This is a genomic window from Acinetobacter sp. WCHAc060006 (assembly GCF_004209135.1).
In the GTDB taxonomy this organism is placed as follows: domain Bacteria; phylum Pseudomonadota; class Gammaproteobacteria; order Pseudomonadales; family Moraxellaceae; genus Acinetobacter; species Acinetobacter cumulans.
The window spans coordinates 37,558-56,805 of record NZ_SGSS01000012.1; the positions used below are offsets into that span (position 1 = coordinate 37,558).

General features: G+C 36.7%; 12 protein-coding genes and 1 pseudogene. 2 read left to right on the plus strand and 11 right to left on the minus strand.

Annotation, left to right across the window (positions count from 1 at the left end):
• Positions 1-3: 3 nt before the first annotated feature.
• From EXE29_RS08990 to EXE29_RS09005, 4 genes are all read right to left on the minus strand, one after another.
• Positions 4-1,716, minus strand: coding sequence for a ThiF family adenylyltransferase (locus EXE29_RS08990; RefSeq protein ID WP_023187981.1), 1,713 nt, complete (start codon positions 1,714-1,716; stop codon positions 4-6).
• A complete protein-coding gene (locus tag EXE29_RS08995) occupies positions 1,716-2,747 on the minus strand; it encodes a cyclic AMP-AMP-AMP synthase (RefSeq protein WP_498494778.1) in 1,032 nt (343 codons plus the stop codon). The genes EXE29_RS08990 and EXE29_RS08995 overlap by 1 nt, the downstream gene beginning before the upstream one ends.
• Before the next feature lie 96 nt (positions 2,748-2,843).
• Positions 2,844-3,023, minus strand: a complete 180-nt coding sequence (locus EXE29_RS17875) for a hypothetical protein (protein ID WP_001141891.1) — start codon at positions 3,021-3,023, stop codon at positions 2,844-2,846.
• A 205-nt stretch (positions 3,024-3,228) separates the two neighbouring features.
• A complete protein-coding gene (locus EXE29_RS09005) occupies positions 3,229-4,311 on the minus strand; it encodes a helix-turn-helix domain-containing protein (RefSeq protein ID WP_023187979.1) in 1,083 nt (360 codons plus the stop codon).
• Between the two features lie 428 nt (positions 4,312-4,739).
• On the opposite strand from EXE29_RS09005, the gene EXE29_RS09010 reads away from it, so the two are divergent.
• Together EXE29_RS09010 and tnpC are read left to right on the plus strand one after the other, a co-directional pair.
• Positions 4,740-5,804: a hypothetical protein gene (locus EXE29_RS09010; protein WP_087527703.1), complete on the plus strand. Its 1,065-nt coding sequence runs from the start codon at positions 4,740-4,742 to the stop codon at positions 5,802-5,804.
• 172 nt (positions 5,805-5,976) lie between these two features.
• Positions 5,977-6,546, plus strand: a pseudogene (gene tnpC, locus EXE29_RS09015) (IS66 family transposase); the annotation flags it as partial.
• Between the two features lie 32 nt (positions 6,547-6,578).
• Here tnpC and EXE29_RS09020 read toward each other — a convergent pair.
• From EXE29_RS09020 to EXE29_RS09050, 7 genes are all read right to left on the minus strand, one after another.
• Positions 6,579-8,435: a phosphohexomutase domain-containing protein gene (locus tag EXE29_RS09020; protein ID WP_005028670.1), complete on the minus strand. Its 1,857-nt coding sequence runs from the start codon at positions 8,433-8,435 to the stop codon at positions 6,579-6,581.
• A 97-nt stretch (positions 8,436-8,532) separates the two neighbouring features.
• Complete coding sequence (locus tag EXE29_RS09025) at positions 8,533-9,015, minus strand: hypothetical protein (protein ID WP_005028671.1); 483 nt, start codon at positions 9,013-9,015, stop codon at positions 8,533-8,535.
• An 8-nt stretch (positions 9,016-9,023) separates the two neighbouring features.
• Positions 9,024-9,812 (minus strand): hypothetical protein, encoded by a 789-nt coding sequence (locus EXE29_RS09030; RefSeq protein WP_005028672.1) that lies wholly within the window; start codon positions 9,810-9,812, stop codon positions 9,024-9,026.
• Positions 9,766-10,338: a hypothetical protein gene (locus tag EXE29_RS09035; protein WP_005028673.1), complete on the minus strand. Its 573-nt coding sequence runs from the start codon at positions 10,336-10,338 to the stop codon at positions 9,766-9,768. The genes EXE29_RS09030 and EXE29_RS09035 overlap by 47 nt, the downstream gene beginning before the upstream one ends.
• Positions 10,339-10,610: 272 nt before the next feature.
• Complete coding sequence (locus tag EXE29_RS09040) at positions 10,611-11,042, minus strand: hypothetical protein (protein WP_005005806.1); 432 nt, start codon at positions 11,040-11,042, stop codon at positions 10,611-10,613.
• A 9-nt stretch (positions 11,043-11,051) separates the two neighbouring features.
• Positions 11,052-18,278 carry an LPD1 domain-containing protein gene (locus EXE29_RS09045; RefSeq protein WP_228198722.1) on the minus strand — a complete coding sequence of 2,409 codons (7,227 nt, stop codon included), beginning with the start codon at positions 18,276-18,278 and terminating at the stop codon, positions 11,052-11,054.
• Between the two features lie 265 nt (positions 18,279-18,543).
• Positions 18,544-19,203, minus strand: coding sequence for a hypothetical protein (locus tag EXE29_RS09050; protein WP_005028677.1), 660 nt, complete (start codon positions 19,201-19,203; stop codon positions 18,544-18,546).
• Between the last annotated feature and the right edge of the window lie 45 nt (positions 19,204-19,248).

Sequence of the window (19,248 nt, forward strand, 5' to 3'; positions counted from 1 at the left end):
GTATTAACCTTTCATCGGTTCAGGCTCTTCAATAGAATTGCCATTTTCACTTTCAGATATCTGTTTATCCGTAGGAGATTCTGTTACTAACGCACCTGAACAATCGATAGGATGAGTATCAAAAGGACATTGAAATATCCAATATTTACGGAACCCTATTAAATATGCTGAATATGGATAAGAGGATTGCTCATCAACTGTACATAAAGTATCTAATGTGAACTGAGTCATAGACGCTGCAAGAGCCGTTACATCTGCATCTGATGCAATATATGTTTGGTTTTGTGTTTGAAAGCCGTAATTATTAACTTTGCCTTCTGGGATTGGTTCCAACGTTTGTAAGACACCATAAATATGATTGCGAAGCTCTAAAGGTGAGGCATCTAACGTTGGGCGACTACGGGCCATCATTGCTCCACCACCGCCACCAAAGATTTCACCCCATACCATTGGTATATGTTTTCTTTTAGCAATTGCAGCTAAGGTTAGAAATGTATGTGAGTTTGCTGTCGCATCAATAATCAGATTACATGTACCAATGGCATTAGCGATATTGGAATTTAAATGAGGATTTTCCTGGCCACCAATTTGCATTTCATACGTTTCAATCTGCATGTCTAATGCAGTTCGTTTTAATGCTCTTTCAACAGCATGGGTTTTAGCAAAGCCAACATCTAACCAGTTGAGTTCATTACGGACAAGATTCTGGGGTGCCAGAATATCATCATCAATAAGTAGAAAGTTTTTACAGCCAGACCGCGCCAGTGAAATTGCAATTTTACTTCCTAACGATCCAAGACCAACGATTACTATCTTTGCATCATTGATATTGCTAAATTGTGCTGGCAATCTTTGATTCTGATCATCATGTAGATTAATAGCTGGATAACTTACGAAAAGTGGTGCTGTATTATTAATTAAGAATAGTTCCAAGTTACCATTTAAGTCATATAACAATAGAGGCTTTATGGAACTTGTGAATTCCTCCTGAGTAGGCCATAAATTGCCTAAAGAGGATTCTAACGAAAGTCGATCATTTACAGATTCCTTTAATAAAGGAACAGAATCAACTCTTATTGCCCATCCAGACAATTCAAATCTTTCATTAGAAAATGATGGGACGATGTCAGGTAGAGGTTTGTTTTGAATATTTGTTGGAACAATAACGGTCTTGTCCCGAATGCTTGAGATGGCAACCTTAAAGTCCATTTTTTCAGGGTCACTACCCAAGAGTATGTGACGTAACATTGGTGTTTCAATGAACCTTTCTGAAATACCTCTTAATTTTTGACCTATTGTTTCAGAATGCCTAGATGGCACAGGTTCTACATCCATCTCCAATACAGTCATTGCGTCTGTTAATAAAAGAATCCGGGCACTTCTAATTAGTTCCACTCCACTGATATTTGTATTCCAATTATCTGGACCGTATTCTAGACACAGCACTCCTGAACCACCGTACTGGTGCAAGATACTCCATCTTTCACCAGATTTTTGTGGACGTATATATGCTGGTAGCTCTGGGAAAAGCTCTGGATATACTAAAACACCATTAAAATCTATAGTTCCTATCTTGAGAGAGAAGTTTAAATGCAGTTCATTAGTGTTTGTTGAGTTCCACTCCTGAATCTTAAAACTGTTTTCCTCATTTTCAAGATCGGTCAATAACTGCCGTTCTTGAATTAAGCGTTCTAATGGTGTTTTTAGCAGTTCCATTACGCAAAGCCTCCTGGTTTATTTGGATAAACAGGGGTTGATGGAAATGTTAATCCTGCACCTAAAGCTGAACGGATTAAAGAGCTGGCCATATCAGCAGAATTTGCACTTTTGTGTGATGCCGAACGTGGAAAACGATTACCCAAGACCTGCCGCCATAGAGCTAATGCTTTATCATCATCTGTTTCATTTAAGGCATTTCGTGCAATAGCAGCTTGTTCTTTTACCTTTTCATAAAAGGTTTTGAACTCATCTGCTGTGACCGCAGAAAAAACATTATTGCCTGCAACACCAGGATCTTCTAAATGTGGAATTATGCCTAGTGACGCATAAATCCCATAAGAATCCCTGATTGTTTCTAAAAGATAAACAAACAACTTTTCATAGTTGGATTCGTAGTAATTCATATGCTTGGCAACCAGGCATTCTAAAATGAATCCTTTTGGTCGTTTTAAATCAGACAAGTTCTCACGACGCCACCATTTAAATAGCTTCACAAGAGGCTTAAATCGCCCATTTGCATTTTTATTCACCTCAACAGTCCACTCGGTATGGGCTGGAGGGTTGGTAACTAGCCATTCTTCAAGATGAATGTCTGGAATCAGATAGCCACCATATCCATCTGAAATGATAGGGACAACATCCATATCAACTTTTTTCAACTTAACATTTACTGAACGACGGTTAACGGTGAGATCGGTATATCCAATATCCTTTAATGCTGTATGTACTGCATCAAGGACAATTTGAGGATTATCGTTAATTGTGTGATTTGTAAGGGCAATAATATCTACATCTGGTCTTTGTGTGATACCGCCTATAGTAGTCGGACGTACTGCCGTATTTCTTTTATAAGAACCTGATAAGAACGTATGCACATGTACTTTGCTGAATTCATTATGCACTTTTAAAGCATTACGAAGCGTATTATGTGCGCTTGAACAATCATTAACTGTTGTTGTAGATGGTTCAATATCGGAAAGTAGGTCAAGAAACTGCTGTTGAGTTGTCATAATTCTCTCTGAGCCCATGTACTAAAATGGGGCATAAAATTAAGTGCGATCAGAAAAATTAAGTAACCTACTACTGTGAACTTTGTTGCATAGCAGTAGGTTATTTAACCTTGTTTACGATATTGAGTTTGAGTTATCAGGATCATCCGATTTTTTATTACGGATAGTATCCTTTTCTTCTTTCAATGGCCGAGTTCTGGGAAATTTAAAATATCCAGTTGGATGGACAATAATTTTTCCAGATTTATGGCGATAAGATTTACAAAACACGAAGTCTTGATTTTCGGTAGGCATTGTTAGCCCTCCTATTTTGGCGGCTCGTTTTTCAGGGCGCATACCAAAATAAGCGGGTAAATCTTGAGATTTACGGGCCTAAATGTTAGAATGGGGTTCTGACAGCCAGATCTAACATGAGGTATGCGTAGGGCTTAGAGCCATATGCCTTTCCTGTGTGAAAATCTATCAAGCCGACTCTACCCAATAGAGTCGGCTTTTTAATTTACGAAACCATCTCAATAGTCTCCATTGAATCTAGGTCAAAATAATATAGTTTTTTAAAGTCATCTTCATATAAGTCAAATAATTGAGATAACTCACTAATGACAGATGCTGATGTTTTTTTTGCATCTATTGCGTAGTCAAAAAGCATTGAAGCTACTCTATATGTCGCTTCTCGATCCAATTCATTTGGTTCAACTTTACGATAACCACGCATAGCCATTTGCCGCCATAAATTGGCACTTTGACTTGAAGTTATAGTTCCTAACTCTGACGCCCTATAGATTAAGGCCGCCATTGAGGTTTTCCATTCCTTTTTAAGTCTTAGATAATGAGCTAAATTGGTTGAAACTAATTGATCAATAATTTTTTCTTCTGGCATTAAGAATTCGGCAGCAAAGTCATTTGCTTCTTTTTCCATAAACTCAGATGGCTCTTCATGGAGGACCAAATGCCCAAGCTCATGTGCTAATGTGAAGCGTATTCTATCATTTGGCTGGTTTGCATTTAGAAATACGCATGGAGACACACCATGCATTTTTAAGGATACGCCATCAACATTATTATCTTTAAAGTCGCATAAAAAGACTAAAACCCCGGCATCTTCCACAGTGGCAGTTAGGTTTTCAAGAGGTTCATTTCCTAACGCCCACAATGATCTAAGCTTTTTAGCCGCTTCTTGAGGAGTGTTTACATCTAGGCCAATTTTAAAAGTTGGTAAGGAGTTTTTTCTTTTTGGCACATTTGTGAATAATTCTAATGTTTGTACATGGCCCATTTTTAACATCATTTCAGCATTCATGCGGCTCAATGCTTTAGCTGTGGTAGAGCTTTTTTTTCTGTATGCATGCAAACTAATTGGCAGTGCATTTAGCTTTTCAATATGTTCGAAAAATCGTATAGGGAAATGTAGGGCATTGGATAGATTATGGATAACTTCATCGGAGGGTTTTAAGTCCCCACTTTCAATTTTAGATAATGAAGCCTGAGTAATAGACTGTCCCATTTCAGCAATTAGTTCAGTTTGACTAAGACCACGAAAGTTTCGTGCAATACTAAGCATGTCAGGATTGAAATGAGTCATATTCACCTCCAAGATCATTGACTTACAGATCAAGTTAATCGAATGATAACTGAACAAAAAACCTTATGCAAATTTTTCTTCAAATTATTCCTAAAATGTTTCATTTTTATCTAATCTTGCTTTATGTAGTAGTAGTTTTTTATTCAGGCACAATATATAGTGTTTTTGATTTTACATTTTATTTGATTTTTTTAAATTTACTTGAAATCTTATATCAAAATTTGAGCATGAGAATATTATGGCAAAGATAGAAAATGATCAGTGTTCTTGTGAGAGGTAGCTTAACTTTTGAGTATTTAGAAAAGGCCACTTTATTAAATCTTTGATCATTTTTTGGGAATGTTAAAGTGATTTATTCTTATAAAAATCAGGTTTAAGGGCGATTGGGTTTTTTGGGTAAGTTAATTTTGATTGTTTGAGGCGAGATAATGACTGAAGATGCGAAATGTAAGATTCTAGATATTCTGTTGGAAAAGTGGAAGAAAATTTTACTTGGGCGTTATCCTGGCTGTGAAGAGTTAATTGAATTAGCACTTAAAAGTCTTGAAGCATTAACAGAACGCTTTTATGGTTATGAACTTAATGATACCCAATTCGACACGGCTATTTTATTAGAACAACAATATCATCAAAGATTGGGTGAATTAATTGTTGCTGACCGTCTTTTAAGAGATGGATTTGAATTGAGTAGTAAAGATTTCGGACCTGATTTCAAAGCTACAAAAAACGGGAAAACAGTTTGGTTTGAAGTTGTTACTCCGAATCCAAATGATGAAATGGTGCAAATCTTGGAAGATGTGCAAGGACGGTTATTTCCAAAACATGAAACTAATTGTCGAGAGAATTCTTTAGCATTGTTGAAAATGACAGGGGTTATAGAAACTAAGGCTAATATTATAAAAGGTTATATTGAGAAGAAAATTATTCCTGAAGATGAGCCAGTTGTAATTGTTGTAAATGACTCATTGTTTTATCCACTAGATGTCTATATGGTTGGGGTAACTGAAGAGGTACAAAAAGGGTCAAGTGGTTTACCACTTGTTATAGAAGCTTTATTAGGTTTAGACAGGCCTTATTGGCAGCCTCCAGAATCCCCAACTGAGCCTTATCAACTTAAATGGAATACAAGAACTGATGTATTTAAAGATAATGGCAGCCCTGTATCAACAGATAGATTTCAATCGGACGAATATAAACATATATCTGGTGTGTTTGTAATGACTGCACGAGAAGATTACGGAATTAGCCTTTCTGTATATGGTGATGAAAAAAATGTAGGCTTATTGGTTAAGAACTTAAATAGTAATAATATTCTGCCAGATGGCCTACTTAAGACACGCACTTATGATAGTAATGAATTGCGTAAGTTAATAGATCCAACTATGCGTAAGCCAATAACTAGTTTAGTTACCCGCACTTTACATGGGCAGTATTTCTTCATGGTTCAGCATCTGAACAAACTTTCCCAAGAACATGTAATAGAGGAATCGTAGTAGAAAATAAATTTAATGAAAAATATAAATACAAAAGATATGGCTGAAGTTTTTTAAAAGTTAGGAATACATTTGACTATTTTGAAGCAATTTACTCTTCTTTTAGGTGTTATTAACTTTTTTAATTTTGTCGCACAGTTCTTTGTAATGTCGCATAGTTCATTGGAAATGACAGGTGGGCTGCATGGCGCATGCGCGTCGTAAATTCCATGAACTGCATGTGACCAAAAAAAGTCAGGTCGCTGAACAGGCATTAGTGCTGATTCAGAAACTGTATGCCATAGAAGCAGAACTCAGGAAAAAGACCGATGGTACAGCAGAACAGCGCCGCGAATACCGACAACAGCATAGTCAACCGGTGATGCAACAACTGTATGAATGGCTCAACCAACATCAACTGACTGTGCCATCGAGTTCTCCAACCGCCAAGGCGATCAATTACACTCTGAAGCGTTGGCCAGCCTTAAGCCGCTATCTGGATGATGGCAATCTACCGATTTGCAATAACTGGGTGGAAAACCAGATGCGCCCCTGGGCGTTGGGACGTAAGAACTGGTTATTTGCAGGTTCGCTGCGCAGCGGTCAGCGAGCAGCCAATATTATGACATTAATCCAGTCAGCAAAGCTGAATGGGCTGGATCCCTATGCCTATTTAAGTGATGTGCTGAAAAGGTTGCCGACACATAAAGTGACTCAGATTGAAGAATTGCTACCACACCGCTGGAAACCTGAACCGAATTAAAAAATAGGCATGGGGTTCAGCGGACGCTTACTCTACGTAATATCTAGCTTCAAAAGTTCAGATGGATCTATGCGCTGACGGAATGAACATGCGAGTTCTTTTACAATTTGATTTTGATATTGTTTGCGGTCGAATGTGTCAAAAGCTGAAACCTCAATTTCAGGATCAGTGATTGCATTTAGAAGATCCTTGGTTGCATTGAGTGATGCTGTAGGACAAACATAGATAAGGTTAAGCACTGAAGTACGAAGCAAAATATCTAATAAGTGATATTTGGGCGGTTCCAGTTCCTTATCTACATTAGAAAAGTAGTTCACAAGATAAATGTCATTTGATAAATGCAGATTGATATTGTCAATGAGATCTTTGGTAACACCGTCAAGAATGCCATTCACCTTCAACAAAAGTTCAGTGTTTTCTATGTCTTTAATTTTTTGCGTATCGACACGTTCATTAAATAAGTTGTTTAGATTTCTCAAAAACTTTGGTTGTGGCGCCGTAGTTTCAAAATACATCTGATTTTTAATACGGTTCTTCATGTAAGTTTGGATCATCTTAGCTTCAGAAGAAAGAAACTCAATCTTAAACGTGTCGTATGACACTAGATCAATAAATACTTGCTGGCCAGCACCCGACTTAATATCAAACCAGTTCATAAAAATACTGGCTTTGAGTGATTTCAATTGTTTAAGAATAGCCGTCTTCTCAAAATCATTCATATTGAAGTAGCTACTTGAAAAAGTATCGAGATAAAACTTCCATTTATCTTGCACTATATTCCACGCTTGATTAATAGAAATGATTGGAGCATCTATAATTTCATCTTTGATGAATTTTGACAGCTCATATAATTCATTTAAACGTGCTTGGTAGTTGAAGTCTTGAGTAATCACATTCTTTTCTGATGTTGTGGACTCAGAATCCTCAAGATCCGCACCAACCAATAAATAAGCATCGGTTACTTTTGGTGTTTCCTTATTTGACGGTGCTGGTACTGGAGCACTAGAAAGTTCAGTGGAAAAAGTTTCATCATCTTCCGCTGGCGTATACGGCGGTGTAGTCTCTTCATTAGGAGAACGTGCGTCTGTACGTTCAGCAAAAAAGTAAAACAATTCTTCTTGCGGTGCAACTTTAAACGGCGTCACATTATTATTGATGATTGCTTTTACAATATGGTTTGCCAGTTTAAGCGTGTAGGATAGGGCATGTATATAAAGCTCTAATGTTGCAAAGTTACTGGTATCAACTTCATTAGCACCAAACCAAGATAGGTTACGCAGTTCAAGCCAGCTCGTGAAAGAAGCGTGAGAGCTATTAAAACTTAGATCTACGGTCTTGGACAAATAGATAAAAACGCAAAACAAAAACCTATTTTTGTACTCATACTTAAATACATCAGAATCGGTCCAGATCTTATTCTCAATGAGAGCAAGAATGTAATTTAAAAGCTCATGGTGTTTAATCGAATCGATTAAGTTGTCTGGTAATACTTTTAGTTTATTAAGGTGTGGTTTTACAGGTGCATCATTGGATGGTTTAAGGAAGTGGTAGAACAAGTTAAATGTTTGCGTATCATCTATATCAATTACAGGTTCATAATCATCTTCATCTACGTTATTTAGATCCTGTTGAATATCGACTATTTGCCCGGTGTGACCTTCTGAACGGTCAATCTGGCAGATACTAAAAAGAACAGGCAAAACCCCGACAATATTACGGTTGTCAATTGTTTGATAGTGGGTATCAAAAAATATCGTATCAGCTAAAAACGTACCTTTATGATAGTTGAGAAAGAAGAATAGTACGTTATTTAAAGAACGGTGATTTTCACCAGAAGAGGTGTTAGAAGTAGCGTTAAAGTCATCGAAAAAAACTAAATTTGTATCCATCTAAAAATACTTTAAACCACACCCTTAAACTATTACTAATAAGCATATAAGTTTTAAGAGAGGGTTTAAAGTTAATTTTAAATATATTTAATGGAGTTTAAGACATGGGGCTTTGTAAGCGCTCTACATTTGATGAAAGGTCAGAAACATCTTGCTCTAAAGTCATTGCCTGGTCTATCGCACGTTTCATTAAATATTCTTGATTAATTTCTTTAGGCTCTTTACGAGTAGCATTCTTTTGTTCTTCTTCTAATTTGAAACGTTCAAAAGCGAAAATAGAACGAATAATACATAAGCTATCTTCAAGTAGGTCTGAATGCACTTTAGGAAAAATTAGATCAGGATCTAAATCAGATGCGACTTGGTTAAACAGCATAAATTGATCGCGATGTTCGATAAGAAATTCATCATATGTACCGAACTCAGATTCGATCATATCTGGACAATTTGCGAGAGTAGAGACTTTCGTATCTTGTGATAACAGAATTGAATCACCTGATGGCGCAACTAAAGCATGAATAGGTTGTTCTGCAATAGGAGCCAACAACACTACAGTAAATGGGCGTGTTTGGTTTTTCATGGTTAGTCCTAATTAATATAAAAAAAGCTTTGGCCAAAAAGTCTATTTTGAAATTTTGGTAGGTTAATGGAATCGAATAGAAGGTCCGTCTCTTTAGTACACTTCTGATTAATTAGATAAATGATATTTTGAAGAAGTGCAATTAATTTAAATGGACTGTTGTATTCATTGAATATGGGTGCAGCAATGCAAAGAGTCTTTTTTCTATCGGTTGATAATGCCCATGGGTTCACCAGGGTAAAGCTCACCTTGGCATTATTATGTTCAATTGGTCGTGCATAAATATCAAGAACATCGGATAAAGTAGATACCTTTAATTCTTTTGAAATGTCAGTAAGAATCTCACTGACTTGAAGCGCTGTTTTATCATGAATATCGCTTATAGTGATGCAAACACCACTATTACTATTCATTAAATTTGCATAAAGAACTTCAATAACCATGGACTCGTCTTTGGATAAATCCTTTAAATTGGCATTGACTAAATCTATGATCCGATCTGATTTTTGTTCAAGTTTAATTTGAAGCAAAAGCGGTTCATTCTTTTTTGAAACAGGGAGTACTTTATAATCGCTAAGATTGTAATTTAACCGCTTCATTTCAGTAATCAGTGTTTCTTTGGCATTATCAAAAAGCTTCTGATCTCTCTTGGTTAAACCAATAACAAAATTTGTAGACATGAGTATATTCATGATCCACAAAGCAGTAGATAAGGATAAAACACTATCCTTAACAACTTCTGAATCTGAATCAGAAAACCCAGATATTTGCTTGATTTTGTCGGTTATCGAAATCATGTGAACCCTTGTTTAATTCGGCATTTTCATCTGAAACTTTGTCAAAAAGATTAGTTTGATTAAGTACGTCTTGGATATTTTTTTGTGGATCATCACTGAGTAAACATTGGAATAGGGCGCTAATTAAAGTAGCAAGTGATGTTCCATAGTCATTGGTACACTTGATTAACTGGCCAGCATCTAAGCAAATTGGTGTTTCATCATCATAAAGCAAGTGTAATTCTGGTGATTCAGCATAAACCAACTTTACATGAGTATCCGTGATGATTAACTCAACTTCTAAGTACTCATTATTTTCAACAAAATATTTAAAGCGCAACATCAATGCATCATCGCCACGTTCTATATATACAATTTGTCGATCGGTCGTATTGGTATGGCTGACGAATCTATTCTCTTTTGTGATCTGATCAATGTAGTTCAAAAAGATGGTTTTGAGTGACGCACTTAAAATACCTTTGGCAGCGAGTTCACTTTTCAAGTAAGGCAGAAAGTTTTCAAGATTTTCATGCAATGGTTTTTGCATTCGATCATCTCCAATGGGATTAATAAAAGGGCATACACATCAAATGTACAGCGACTCAGTTATGACTATTTCGTTACAACAGTTACTTAAAAGACTGCAGACTGTTTGACTTATAAAACTGATACTTTCGCCACACTTTTAATTCAGAAATATCTAACTTGTTTCTAAATCAATATGGCTTTATTTGATTATAAAGCCACATTGAAAGTTTAAATATTTAAAAATTATTTTTAGTATATACCTAAATCTAAGATTTAAAATGGATCTAACTTTTAACTGGCAAACTTTGTTGCTTTGGTTAAAAGGGTTAAGTCTTCATGGAATTGATTTTTTAAAAACCCATAGTTAAAAACGTAACTAATAAAGGTGAAAAACTCTAATTGGTTCGGTATTTTGTCTTCAAGAATACTGACCTCTAATTGCAATGTTCCTGTTGCACGTTTCTTAGAATGAAACTTAAGACCATCAAATGTTTGACCGTAATAAGTTGATATTTCCAAGAAAACTAAACGGAAAAAATAAGGGAAGATTTGAGAAACAACACGCTCAGGATCATCAATTTGAGTTAAACGTCTACCGTTGTGATATTTAAACTTAATACCATCAGCCATACTTTTTTCTACCAACAGGCGAATATAGGCATGACTACGAGTAATCATGCTTTTAAGTGGCGTTTTTGCTTCATGAATATTTTCGTATTGCATTTAGTTATCTCACATCTCAAGTCTTAATTGGTCAGCTTCATTTTCTTTTTCAATCGAAACTTCAGCAATAATTTTTTGGGTATTTTCGTTTTGCAGATCTTGATCAAATATTTCATTCACACAAGTTTCGACTAATTGTTCAGTCAAGTTTCTGCAGATCTCAAACTCTAAACCTTTAGGTTGTACGGTAGGGTAGCCGTCAATTAAAAATGAGTTTTTCATTTCATTTTCATTTGAAACTTTAGAGTACAAATAAGTCTCAAAATAACGAGCAAACATTTCGGTACTGGTCGCGTAATACGGCGTTGCACGATTTTCAGCACTGTCGATATTTAAACAGTCCTTTTTATAACGCGATAGATTGTCACTAAAACGAATATCACCTACGTTAACTTCAACGTCTTGCGACTTATCAAAGAAGTTTTGCATTTGAGTATGAGGATTTTTAACTCCCTCAGGCATGTACTTCTCTACCAGGTTATAGAACTTGTATTTAGATGACTCTATCAAGTATTCAGATAGGTTTTGCGATAGTGTTTTTAAATCCACATTCGCTGCGTTCGCAACACCTGTAATTTTTTCTTCCAAACCGGTTGTAGGTAAATGATGTTCTGGCTGGCGCATATCATTAAGTTTTTGCTGATAGCGCTCAAACGACTTAAAGCTTATAGCATTAATGTCAGTGTTAATTTTAGAGACAATGACATCCACCTTGTCTTGAACTGTACTGAAGAAAGATAGGTTTGTATCAGCTTTATATTCACGCTCATACTTCTTCAAGTACTCTTCAATTTTCTCAAACTGACGGCGAATGAGATCTTCATAGTGCTTTTGGTACCAGTCAAAGAAGCTGTTTAAGGTTTTGCGCGTAGAATTAGGATAATTCTCTTTATTCTTAATCACTTCATCATGCATTGAATCAGCAACAGTGTGGTACGCCTTGATTGCAGTCTCAGCATTCTCATGAAGTACTTGACCGTAATTTTTCATTGGCTGAACTGGCTCATTCATCATCGCACGATGTACCTTTTCAAAAGCACGACCGGACTCAGTAACAGGGGAGTATCCAGCATCCAACATATTTGATAAGAAGTGTCGTGCACCTGGTATCTCAAAATTAGGGATGTCTTCATAATAGTCCTGAAGTACAGAACGATTCATTTGAGCGTGATTTTTATATACTTCCGCTTTTTCCAACATTCCCAAGTGTGCATCTAGCGCATGGCCATACTCATGAGCCAAACTTCCAGATCCGCTATCACGAGTTAAGTTAACCACGTTCTTAGACAGTTCAAAATGCGCTGCAGATCCTTTAATTCCGCGTGAAGCCAAAGCAACACCCAAGTTCAATAAACCATTGTTTGATTTAAAGCCCATGAGTTGTTTTAAGTCAGCCAATGAGTCATACACGGCATTAACCAACTGTTGAGCCACAGGACTAACTTTATTGCCTACTTCAACACCACGGATAGAAAAGTCATCTTTAAGCTTGAATGAATCCACATCGGCACCTTGGCGATGATCAGGACCAGTACGAGAGTAATTTAACAATCCGTAAATACTTGATTGGACTTTTTCAGTCACAAAGCCATTTTCAAGTTTTTTCACTTCACTGGTAAATGACGGCAAACGTGGTGCTTTAGGTGTATTCACAGCTTCAGTCGTTGCTTCTATAACTGGTGCAACAGGATCTTTAACATAAATAGGTGCAGATTCAGCTTTAACTAAACCACTTTCAATCGCACTTTTCAGAACGTATGGTTCAAGCACAGTTGAATATAAGCCAGTACGTTGCATGTTGCTGATCGCATCGCTCACATCTTTAGTGACTTTCGACTTACCGTAAAAATCAAAGATCTTACCTGTTGATAGAATCTCACTGAGTTCTTTATCAATCGTTTTTTCGATGATTTTCTCAAGCTGAACACTGATACCGCCTGTATGTTCTGGCATAATGTAGTACTCATTCAAATTGCTAAGCAATTCGAAGTAGTTTTTGTAGTTGTTCTTGGTACCTTTACTATAAAGCCCGATATAGTCTTTACGTTGGCGATCAGTCATACCAAGACTTTCAGCAGATAAGCTTTTATTGTTTCTTACCGCATGAATCAACTCTTCTTGAGTATCTACCATCAAATTTCTGATGTTAGAAACAACAGCCACATACGCACGTAATTCTGTCGCTCGTTGGCTATCAAGCATCAACGCATTTTTAGAGAATAACGGTTTAGTTGGGCAGTAGTCATACATTGCCTTTACGAATATTTTGTCATCAATACCGAGTGGCGTATTGGTGTACCAAGCTTGGAATTCTTTATTTGCAACGATTTTTGCTTTTCGATAGTCCGTAGCTGTTTGATCGGCTGATGTCGCTGAAATATATTCCAATGAAATGTATTCACCGTAGCGATCTTTATGTGCACCGCCAAACTTGGCACCTACATCACCTAAGTACATAGCAGGGGAGTCACTTGGCTCTACCTTTACATCAACAGGCACATATTTGTCTTTTGGTACCAATTGATCGATAAACGTGAAGTCAGTAAACACACGGTTTTGAAGTTGTAAGACATCTTCAACTGAGCGCATACTTTTAACAGGAAAAACGCACAGAGACTTGTAATCACCGTGAATATCGGACTTATCACCAAAAAGTTTAACCGATGCATATTCATTGTCGGTCGATGGCTTGATGGCCAAAAACAATTTGTGATTTTCAGTTTTGATATACGGCTTTATGTGTGCGGTTTGATCGTATAGAGCACCAAGCGTATTCGTAATCAAAGTTTGGAAATGCAAACTTGCTAACTGTTTATTCTCAAAGTCAGTTTTGTGTTTAATCTGAATTTCAGGCAAGTTAGATAGTGCTAATTGCTCTAAAGTGGTACCGAAATTAACCTTAGATTCGATAGCATTTAAGATTTCGTGACTAAACTGGTCTACATCATCAAAACCAGTAATCAATTGATACTGATAGTCATGAGACGGTATACGAAGAAGCACGGCAGTTAATTGAGGCTCATAGTCCGTATCAACCATAAACAATTGCGGTGTTTCATCTTGTTGAGATGATTTGTTTAGCAACTTGTATTGGTGAACTTTAGGGTTGGAACCTACAAAATGCTCAGCATAAGCCTGTTTAATCGTATCTTGTAATGCTTTGACATGCTCAAGCATGACGGCATTGACTTCATTTAAAGCGGTTAAGGTTTTATATTTTTCTGCAAACGCCTCATTCACGGCGATCTGCTCTAACATAAATCTAGGCTGAATATCCTCAAGTTCTGGATTACCTACACGGTTTAATACAACACTAAATTTGAGCTTATTAATGAACGGATCAGGTTCACCATTGATACCATTGCTAAAAAGTTCTTTAAGATCACTTTTCTGAAGTTTAGAGTTCACCAAATCAAACGGATGAACTTCTTCAAATGCCTGAACATCAAAAACTTTGGTTAAGTTTTTAGGCATGATTGCTGTCTGGCCATCTACATGAGCGATAACATAGGTGTACGCTGGAGAGATGTTGCTCAGAAGCTCAGTGACTTCATTCGGTTTTTTATCGTAGCTAAGATCCTCAAACTTTTCGTATGTTGCAGAATTAAGATTGCTGATGAAATCTAATTTAGAGTTGAAATTAGATGGATGATCAGAAATGTACTGGAACATCTTGTTTGGTAAAGACGTAAACACTTTATTGATTAAAGTTTGCTGACTATCTTTAGCTTTGAAGAAGTTGAGATCTGACTCGTAATATTTTTCAAAAGTGAACTTAGCTGGAGGCATAAACGTCATGCTGTTGCGTGAAGTCGATAACTTAAACAAAGCATTCGCAGACGTTTTAACCGCATCTCTATCATTAAAGCCAGTAGCCTTATGTATATTGGCATCTAGGGAAACTGAATGCCCAATAAACGGCGCATTTTTGTCTTTATGATTGTAGAGGCGTATATACTGAAGATCATTCTTTTGAAACACAGTTATAAACAAATCATGATCAGGGATCTTGATTGCGCCGTGGTGATCTTCATAGTGCTTTACAGCATTTTCTAGCTGAGTGTTAAAGTATTCAGATTCACTATTGAACTGTACGTTCTCTTCTTCAGCTGTTAGAGAAAAATATTTAACGTTATTCTGAAAAGCTACATTAGGTTTGAGAAGATCCTTAATCACCTCAAATTCTTTTTGTACTTCAACATCAAATTTGCCAAAAACTGTACGCTGATTAATATCAATCAGGTTCAGATAGTTGAATAGCTGAATGTTGTTGTAGTTGTGGTTCGGTAGGGCAGTTTTGTTTAACTGGAGCTTACCATCTTCTAACTGCATGCTTTGGACTTGCTTCAAGTCATCTGCAGTCAGCTCTACACCAAAGACTTTCTTAGTTTCTTGTTTGAGCTCTTTATCTTCACCAGCAATCACTAAGGCAGCTAGTTTTTGTGCCTTGTCATAATCGCCATCTTCTAGATATAGGGTTTTTTCAACAAAATACTTGGCAATGTTCGCATACGCTTGATTTGTTGCTTTGTAGCCATCGGTAGACAATGAAAAATGTTTGTTTTCATCAAATTCATTTGATTTAACGGTTTTAACTTTTAAATCGTCAATGTCACCCGTTGGTTTAATCTGAACATAGATTTCATCTGCAGCGAGATCCATGTTCGAGACAAATAAGGTCGAATTTTTAGAATAAAACTGACGTTCGATACTCGACAACAGATCCTTTGCATCTTTACGGTCTTCTTCCATGTCAGACTGCATATCTTCAGCAATCGACTTGATGTTTTCGCCACGGTCATCCTTTGTGATAAATGACCAGTCTTGTTGCGGATATTTGGCTGTTAATGCCTTTTGGAAGCTTTGAACTTCAACAAAGCGATTGAACTGACGGTCCAGACTAAACCCATCTGTATGTGATGAAGTTTTAGCAAGAATATCCTCAGGAACAGAATCAGATTTAGTCTTACGATTGAAGTTTTCACTTGCATTTGGCACCAATAAATTACGGAATAAAATCTCATTTACACCGTTCTTTAAGAATGACGCACTTTTAGTTTGTGATAGAGATTGTTTTAAAAATGCTTCATCAAAGTTTGATTCATCAAGAAGCCGAGTAAACTCTTCAAAATACGCTGAAGCTAATTTATCGTTATTAGCAAGATCAGCCGTGCACAGATCGCTTAACTCTAAACGCTGTACATCTTGCTCTAGCTCTAAAGGCGCAGAAAAATCACCAGCAACAAAATCATTGATATTTTGCTCAACATAATTGTTCGTGCGTGACATCAACATATCAACTGCAGTTTCATTATTCACAAATTCCTGAAGCTCAGGCGTGTTAATTGAAACCAATTGATTGTCGAATTGCTTAGATAGTAATTTGAACAGATCCGCTTTATGTTGATTGCTTTCTACTTCAGATTCAAAACCTACAAATTTGCCGTTTTCATCTTTAGCGTAGTAGAAGCTGTTTTTATTAAACAAAAAGGTATTTGTTGCAGACGTAATGCCAGATACCAAAGTTTCACTTTGCCATAAGACTTTTTTAACTTCATTGTACTGTTTTGAGATCTCAACATTGTGTGTGTCGATTTCGTCAGAGATCGCTTGAATATCATCTACGCTGAAGTTTTTTGTTTGTGTAGCTGAGCGCACGACATCTTGAATTTCAGCATATTTCTGATTTAGATAATCACTATATTGCTTCTCAATTTGTTGAGCTTGTTCAGTAGCCTTAGGAATGACATAGACATCCAAGATCTGTCTAATTTCAAGCATAGACGGCGCGAAATCACGCACCTTGTCATTGCCTCTTGCATCCAATAATTCTTCAGGAAACTTTAAGAGCTCTTTAAGTACGGCAACATCATCAATTTCTGGAGTAGGGAGGTCATTTGCAATGTTGAGTAGATCAGACTCAGTAATAGATGCCTTCTCAGTTGCCTCAAAATTAACATCAAGGTCATTCAAGATCTCGTTAACATTTGATTCATTGAGTTGTTCTTCTAGTTTACGCTGTTTGATTTCAGCAGATTGGTGATCATAGAGCGCATTAAACTTAGGAACGATGTTTACAGAGAATTCAGAGAACTCTTGGCTCAGATCGGCAAAGAAAACTTTACCTGTTGGCATCTGGCGTACCATTTGTTGTAAGACATCATGGCGAAGCATGGCAGCGTCATACACCATCTTATCTACAAGGCGTGTTTCAATACCTTGTTTAGACGCCATCCATGTGCCGTGTTCATCTTTATAAAAAGCTGGAATACCTTGTTTAGCTGATTCTAATAGCTTTGGATACGGCAATTGCTGTTGATTAAACACACGGTCTATCACAACAAGATCAGAAGCTAATTTTTGTACATAAGCATCAACATCTTTAAAGCTCATGTTAAACATTCTGTTGCCACGGCCATGCTCAATCAGCTGATTAAAAGTGGACTCGTATTCATGAGCAAAATGCACCAGGTTAATATTGTCATTTAACCCCAATGCTTCATACGGATCATGAGCAAAGATTTCAGGAATATGGCGCAAGTCATCAATAATCAGTAACGAACCATCTTTTTCGTAATTGACGGGTACTGCAAATGGAGACAACTTAATTTTGGCTAGATTATCTAGACTTTCGCCACTGGCCATCGCCGATTCTTCATCTAGATAGACTTTAGAGAAGATATTTTCATAGCCATAATCTTGAAGACGATTAAAAGGAATTTTTGAAGACTGAAATTGAGCCAAGTAGGATTTGTTCGATTCCTGAAGACTGGTTTTCAGCGTATCAAGGATATTAGATCCATTGTTTAGCTTACTGACATACACTTCAGGGAAAGCAGAAAGGCGTTCGGTCGCTGATGCGAAGTAACTTTTCCAGTTCGGAATGTTCTTCTTAAACGGTAGATTGGTGAGATAAATATCTTCTTGCTTAGTCGGTACTTTCATATCGTTGGTAAACGCTGGAAAGACCTTCTGAAGATCGTTTAGATCGATACCAGACTTTGCCGGGTTCTTATAGTAGTACGCATGAATACCATCATCATTTTGCACTTCATAAAAATGGGCATCCATTAACACTTGTTCAAATTGCTTAGAACTGTTTTGTTCAATAGATTTTTTGAATTGCTCAAATTCATTAACAACAAGCATCGCCGTTTTTGGGCGAAAATTGTTGGCTGGCGATACTACAAGACGCGCACCAAGACCAGTTAAATTAGGCCATTTAACTTCATTCACTTTATAGTCTCCTACTTGGTCACATAGCATGATCCAAGACTTTAAAACGACTCTTACGAGTACTTATATGTGCTTATATTAAACTAAAAAATTAACTTTGAGGGAGGGTTTAGGCGTTATTCTTTAAAATAGTATATACCGAGTAAATAGCACTGTTTAAATACCTATCATTTTTAATAAAACCATCTAAAACCGTGCACTATTCTTTCTTTTTTTATAAATAAAAATGCCACCGTATAGGTGACATCTTGCTTAAAGCTGATGGTTACATTTTAACAAATTCGTTTTTAGCGAGTTCGTCTGGTTGGGTGCCATCTTCTACACCTACAATAATTCCAGTACCACGAATAAAGTAGCCACTATTATTCGGATATTGGACCAAGGTAACATTATGCTCAAGGTTACTTTCTAAAAAGGTAGTGCCGTATCCCCAAAACTTATTTAATCCTTGCCATGGAGCATCCTTAATATAATTGTTTTGGGCATATTGAATGGTGTATTGACCAATTGGAAGAGATATATTGACAGTTTGCTTTTTGGGTACCTGAACAACGGCTCGTAACCTTTTAGTGGCCTTATCTCGAATGATAAACACAGTATCAACATTTTGAGATTCCATTGAAACAGGACCAAAATGTTGTGTGTTTTCCATACTGGAAACATTAATCACTTCTTTTTTAAATGGCATGGCTGCACTATTGGCTACCATTTTTTGATGTTCAGCATAGTCTTTTGCCATTTGTAGACCGTTTTCAGGTTCATTCGGTTGGCCTGGATTGGCTGACTCTACTGATTGAGCTTGTTTCGATATTGCCCGTGTAGCACTTTGAGCAAAGAGATCGACCAATCCGAAATGATTAGCCACAGATATAATTGCAACTGCTAGACCAAAACCAGCAAATTGCTTTGGAATTGCTATTGCCATAGTGCCCCCTGATTCCATTTATAAGATTTAAATAAAAAAAAGATG